This is a genomic window from Pseudomonas sp. CM27 (assembly GCF_013179515.1).
Lineage (GTDB): Bacteria > Pseudomonadota > Gammaproteobacteria > Pseudomonadales > Pseudomonadaceae > Aquipseudomonas.
Genome location: NZ_JABMCN010000031.1, coordinates 24,646 through 30,645, shown reverse-complemented (window position 1 = coordinate 30,645; position 6,000 = coordinate 24,646). Strand labels below are relative to the sequence as shown.

At 55.4% G+C, this 6,000-nt stretch carries 6 protein-coding genes; all 6 read left to right on the top strand.

Annotated elements, in window-relative coordinates; translation table 11 throughout:
• Positions 1-310, top strand: a 310-nt coding sequence (locus HP547_RS06190; protein WP_172285755.1) for a DotU family type IV/VI secretion system protein, incomplete at its 5' end; no start/stop codon positions are given.
• Positions 311-442: 132 nt separating this feature from the next.
• The gene (locus HP547_RS06185; RefSeq protein ID WP_172285754.1) at positions 443-958 is read left to right on the top strand and encodes an Hcp family type VI secretion system effector; all 516 of its coding nucleotides are present in this window, start codon (positions 443-445) and stop codon (positions 956-958) included.
• Between the two features lie 75 nt (positions 959-1,033).
• Positions 1,034-3,100, top strand: a complete 2,067-nt coding sequence (locus HP547_RS06180; RefSeq protein WP_172285753.1) for a type VI secretion system Vgr family protein — start codon at positions 1,034-1,036, stop codon at positions 3,098-3,100.
• A gap of 14 nt (positions 3,101-3,114) precedes the next feature.
• Entirely contained in the window at positions 3,115-4,476 is a 1,362-nt protein-coding gene (locus HP547_RS06175) for a DUF2169 domain-containing protein (RefSeq protein ID WP_172285752.1), read from the top strand.
• Positions 4,476-4,832 carry a DUF4150 domain-containing protein gene (locus tag HP547_RS06170; RefSeq protein WP_172285751.1) on the top strand — a complete coding sequence of 119 codons (357 nt, stop codon included), beginning with the start codon at positions 4,476-4,478 and terminating at the stop codon, positions 4,830-4,832. Before HP547_RS06175 ends, HP547_RS06170 begins: the two co-directional genes overlap by 1 nt.
• A 2-nt stretch (positions 4,833-4,834) precedes the next feature.
• Positions 4,835-5,986, top strand: a complete 1,152-nt coding sequence (locus HP547_RS06165; RefSeq protein WP_172285750.1) for a hypothetical protein — start codon at positions 4,835-4,837, stop codon at positions 5,984-5,986.
• Positions 5,987-6,000 lie beyond the last annotated feature (14 nt).

Sequence of the window (6,000 nt, the reverse complement as noted above, 5' to 3'; positions counted from 1 at the left end):
TTTCGCGCTGTGCCTGGGCTTGAAGGGCAAGTACGCCATCGCGCCGAAAGGCGAAGAGTCGCTGAACGGCCTCATTCACCAGCTTCACGGGATCATCCGCGAACTGCGCGGCCCCGTGCCGGAATCGTTCGGCGATCCCTACACCAACGTGGCCCCGCGCAATTTTCGCATGAACCGGCAATGGCCCTGGTGGAGCCCGTTGGTGATTTCTGCAGTCGCCATGGCCGTGGCCTACAGCATCTACAGCTACCGCCTGCACCTGATTACCACCGAGGTGCTGGAGTCACTCAACGGCATCTTGCAGCAATAGGGCGTCGAACAGCGACGCAACCGAATTCAACGAATTGACGAGGTACCTGCCTCGTTGACAAGCCCATCGTTTCCGATGGCCACGCCGCCCGTGGTGGCGTGTTGTATCCACATGGACGCAGGAGAAACTGCCATGCCAACACCCGCTTACATCAAGATCGAAGGCCAGACCCAAGGCAACATCACCGCAGGCGCCTTCACCTCTGACTCGGTCGGCAACGTGTTCGTCGAGGGCCATGAAGACGAGATTCTGGTGCAGGAAATCAAGCACCAGGTGACCACCCCAACCGACCCGCAGAGTGGCCAACCCGCAGGACAGCGGGTGCACAAACCGTTCATTTTCACCAGCGCCCTGAACAAAGCCACACCGCTCATGTACCAGGCCCTGGCCAGCGGCGAAATGTTGCCGACGGTTGAGGTGAGCTGGTATCGCACCTCAGTGGAGGGCAAGCAGGAACACTTCTTCACCACCAAGCTGGAGGACGCCACCATCGTCGATATCCACACCACCCTGCCGCATGCGCAGGACAAGGAAAACGCTGATTTCACACAATTGATCGAAGTGTCCATGTCCTACCGCAAGATCTCCTGGGCCCATGTGGTGGCAGGTACCGAAGGCTCTGACGACTGGCGCAAACCGATCGCCTGACCCCACTGAAATGCCCCAGGCAGCCTCGCGCTGCCTGGGCTTTTCGACTCTTCAGACGGCGGACAAGGATCTTTTATGCCTAGCCAATCTGATTTGCGCTACAGATTCGAGCCACTGGTGGGCGACGTTGAGTTCGAAGTGGTGTCGTTTGAACTCAGGGAAGCGATCAGCGCACCCTTTACTTTGGAACTGGAGCTGGTCAGCTTCGAGCCCGATATCGACTTCGGCCAAGTGCTGGACAAACCGGTGGTACTCACCATCCTGGATGAAGAAGGGCCGGTGCGTTACGTGAACGGCCTGGTGAGCAGCTTCAGTCAGGGCGAAAGCGGCTTTTACCGCACCTACTATCACGCGCTGGTCGAACCCATTCTGGCCCGCGCCGGCCTGCGTTCGAACTGGCGCATCTTCCAGCAAAAAACCGTGCCGCAGATTCTTGAGTTGATGCTCAAGCGTCAGGGTATCGATCAATACGAGCTTCGCGTGAGCATGGACCACCCGGTGCGCGAGTTCTGCGTGCAAGCGGGCGAGACCGACCTTGACTTCATCGCCCGTCTGGCGGCGGAAGAGGGCTTCGTCTATCGCTTCGAGCACAGTGAAAAACTGCATAAGTTGATCATCACAGATCAGCTGCTGTCCCTTGGGTTGATCAGCCATGGCGCGCTCAAGACTGGCAACGATGACGAAGGCTTCTTTGAGGGCGAAGACGTTATCGATCCCAACACTGTGCTGTATCAATCCAGCAGTGGTGGTGATCAGGCTAGACCCTGCCTGCGGCGACTGCGCTACAGCGAACAGGTCCGAACCTCGCGGCAGGTCCAGCGCGACTACACCTTCACCCATCCGGCGTATCGTCAGGAACACCGTGCTGCCGGCCCTTTCCTGGAACACCAATCCACCGACTACGAACGCTTCGACTATCCCGGTCGCTACAAGCGCGATGCCGTGGGCAAACCGTTCACCGAGAACCGCATCACCGCCCTGCGCCACGATGTGCGCATTGCCGAAGTTCAAGGGGATGACGCACGGCTACAGCCCGGGCTGAGCTTCACGCTGACCGGTCACCCTCGCGATGACCTCAATGCCCACTGGCGAGTGAACAGTGTCGTTCACAAGGGCCGCCAGTTCACCAGCCTGCAGGAAGAGGCTGCCAGCGTCGACCAAAGCACGCGCTATGAGCAAACCGCAGTGCTGGTGCCAGGTCGCACCGAATGGCGCCCTGCCCCTTTGCAGAAGCCTCGCGTGGACGGCCCGCACATGGCCACCGTGGTCGGCCCGCCCGGCGAGGAGATCTACTGCGACGAGTGGGGCCGGGTCAAGGTCAGCTTCCCCTGGGACCGGGAGAGCAACAACAACGAGTTCAGCTCCTGCTGGGTGCGGGTATCCCAGGGATGGGCCGGTGGCAGCTGGGGGGCGATGGCCATCCCGCGTATCGGCCAGGATGTGATCATCCAGTACGTCAACGGTGACCCCGACCAGCCGATGATCACTGGGCGCACCTATTGCGGTAACCAGCTGCCGCCCTACGACCTGCCCGACCACAAGACCCGCATGACCATCAAGAGCCAGACCCACAAGGGTGATGGCTTCAACGAGCTGCGTTTCGAGGATGAGCTGGGTCGGCAGGAGGTGTTTATCCATGCGGAGAAGGATCAGAACAACGTCGTGAAGCACAACGAAACTACCTTCGTCGGCAACGACCGCAGCGAGCGGGTGGACCACAACGAAACCATCTCCATCGGCGACCATCGCACCGAAGACGTCGGCAAAAACGAAACCATCAGCATCGGGCTCAATCGCCACGTCACCATCGGTGCCAACAAGACCGAAACCATCAAGTTGGCGAAGGCGGAAACCATCGGCCTAGCCAAGGCGCTGACCATTGGTGCGGGCTATCAAATCAGTGTCGGTGCGGCGATGAATACGACAGTTGGCCTGAGCCAAAGCGAGCAGGTAGGCGTACACAAGTCCGTGATCGTCGGCAACCGCTTCAACATCACAGCAGGCGATGAATTCAGCATCACGGTAGGCAAGGCGACGTTGGTCATGAAGTCCGACGGGACCGTGCTGATCAACGGCAGCAACTTTGACTTCAGTGCCACAGGGCCTGTGCAAATCAACGGCAAGGATGTCGACCTCAACTGAAGGGGTAACCCACGATGGAATTTCGCAACCTGACGCCTTTTGACGTCATGTGCTTCAGTGCGCTCAGCAAACAGGATATAGAGCACCCAGTAATTGTAATGAAAGTCGGTTATCGACTGCAGCCCATCGCCAATAAGCCCGGGTACTTTTCCGCTGAAGTAATCGATGATGACCCTGTTCCGCTTTGCCTAGCCGATAAATACTATGGTGAGGAAGGGAGCAGTAGCGTTAAGGAAGAAAGTGATTTAGCACCTTTCAAACCTCGCTGTGATGTTATTGTCAATGGACATGCCTATGCACCAGGCATGGAAGCTGCGCGGTCGTGGACTGCCGGAATTCGCTTGAGCGAATCTGCGGCGCCATTGGAGATAAATATTGCATCACCAAAATCGTCCAGTGCAGACGGACCTCCGACGGAGCAACAATTGTATGGATGGCGGGATGCACATGCGGAGGCAACACAGCGTCGCGCTAATGCCCCAACTCGTAATATCTTGTTGAACAAGCGACTCCGCTTCACCGGACCTCGGATCTTCAAGCCAAGCTTGTTTACTGGGTGGCATGTGACTCAGGCTGGACTTGCCGAGCGCGTACCACTGCTATGGGATTACGCTTTTGGAGGTTCTAGCACTTTGCATAATCCGCAATTTCCTGACCACGCCTCTGATCCTCACATTATTAATCAGGTTTTCTATAGCAACCCACTGGGGCGTGGCTGGGTCGAAGCTCGTCACTTTGAGTTGGCAGATTCAATTGGGCAGTCGATAGATGAACTGCCGGCTCCTCAAATCGAGCAGATTAATGACCCCATTAGCAAGCTTGCAAGTAGCCGGCAGCCTGACGGTGATATCACTGCGACAGAGATGGCCAAGATAGTCAGAACGCACACTCACCAACCAGCAGGATTTGGCGTAGTAGGGCGCGCTTGGGCGCCCCGCCTTGCCCTCGCAGGGACCTATGACGATGAATGGCGGGACACTCGCTGGCCCGGCCTACCTGCTGACTTTGAATTCAGCTACTGGAACGGTGCGCCTACAGATCAGCAAACACCTTTTTTGGGGCCTGATGTACTGATCGAATTGTTCAACCTGACCTCGCAAGAATACGGGCACAACGGCCAACTGACCGTTGAATTACCAGGCCATCGTCCATTCCTGCTGGCACGCCTTCATAACGGTGCGGTGATTCCCATTCCTTTGCTCACAGACACCCTAGTTATCGACACAGACGCAATGAGTTTGTCTTTGACTCATCGAATCAGTCTTCCCTCCACCGAACCTATCCGCGCACTGGAAGCCCGGTTTGAAATCGACCCCACAGCCCCGCTCATAAAACGCACTCGACCAGCAAAACTAACTGATGGGGAGAGAGGCTGATGGCAGAGAAAATACTTGCTCGCAAACAAGAAAAATGGAGAGTCGTCAGCATCGCCCCCGATGTTTGTAAAACTCCCATGGGTAGCGCAACCCCGCCTGTTCCCTACCCAGTCACTGCGGAACTAAAAATCGCAACTGGCGTAGCAAAATCCGTGCGCGTCAACGGCAAACCAATCGTCGTATATGACATGAGCCTCGTGCCTAAAACTGATGGGGACCAGGCAGGTGCGGCGAAAGGGATCATCAGCAATACCGTTGGCGGTAAATGTTACCCGCAAGAAAAAAGCAGCACAGTGCGCGCCGAGGGAAAATTAGTCGTCCGCCACAATGATCTGTTCTGGATGAACGGGTCGTAGACATGGATGAGCCTTTAGAAATTGTGATTAACAAGTTCCAACGACGGATAGGTGACACGCACAGCATCGCCACTTATCAAGAAGGCAACGGCGTAGTAGTTCAGTTATGGAAAGGAAAAAACTTACTAACTCGCGAACACTTTACTTATCAAGAGTATTTGAAATTCCGGGCGGAAACTCCAGAATACGATCTACCAAACTACGCGCCACCCAAAGTTCAAAAAGAACTAAACACGCAGGGCACAGACGCTAACGGCAACACCATTGGAAGAGTAATCGGCGACACGTCGAAGACGAAGTTACCAGCCTCCACAGCGAACCCTCCCCTAAAGGAGACAGCCGAAGAAGGATGGTGGAACAAAACAAGCCCTTGGGTGCACGGAACTCTTGATATGTTGGGATTTGTACCAGGTCTTGGTGCAATCCCAGACGGAATTAATGCTGTAATCTACGTGGCAGAGGGAGATATAGCAAATGCGGGACTAGCTGCATTTTCCGCCATTCCGATAATTGGAGACGCAGCCAAGGGCGGAGTACTCGTAGGGAAAGCGGCAGGAAAAGCAAGCAAAGCTGTCAGAATCCCCTCCCCCTCCAAGCCCCCCAAAAAACCGAAGAAATCAAGCAACGACGGTGGGAAATCCAAAGGTGAGAAGAGAGACTGCCGCCTACGTAGATATGGGAAAGGAAAAAATTGCCCACCAGGAAAAACTGGACACCATCTTGTGGCAGACAGAGCCTTCAGATTACCTGATAGACATGGAGTCCCTGGCCCGCGGATTCCGGGGGGGCTTTCACATGCTAACGGCTACACAATCTGTGTTGATGGTGGAACCCCAAGAGCTAGAGGCCGAAAAGCAAATGAGCACGGTTTAATTCACGCCATTTATGACCCGGCCGAGAAAAAGCTTGGTAGCGAAGGTGCTCCCCCTGGAACAGCAACGTTAGGTGAGCTAGAGCTCATTGGAGTTATGGCCGCAGCTGCCATTACTGGATGTAACCCGACTATAATGCTTGCAGAACTGCATGCTTACCATATCAGCATGGGATTGAAATCCAACGACCTATATCGAGCCTACAACAAAACGAACCTATTGAAAACTACTGATCTCACCAAGATAGGATCTAACACCCAAAAGGGTGCTGGTGGACTATAAAAAAGACACAGAGG

Excerpts from the sequence above, each read along its gene's own strand:
- HP547_RS06170 (WP_172285751.1), top strand. The coding sequence starts at position 4,476 with ATGGCAGAGAAAATACTTGCTCGCAAACAAGAAAAATGGAGAGTCGTC.
- HP547_RS06180 (WP_172285753.1), top strand. The coding sequence starts at position 1,034 with ATGCCTAGCCAATCTGATTTGCGCTACAGATTCGAGCCACTGGTGGGC.
- HP547_RS06165 (WP_172285750.1), top strand. The coding sequence starts at position 4,835 with ATGGATGAGCCTTTAGAAATTGTGATTAACAAGTTCCAACGACGGATA.
- HP547_RS06175 (WP_172285752.1), top strand. The coding sequence starts at position 3,115 with ATGGAATTTCGCAACCTGACGCCTTTTGACGTCATGTGCTTCAGTGCG.
- HP547_RS06185 (WP_172285754.1), top strand. The coding sequence starts at position 443 with ATGCCAACACCCGCTTACATCAAGATCGAAGGCCAGACCCAAGGCAAC.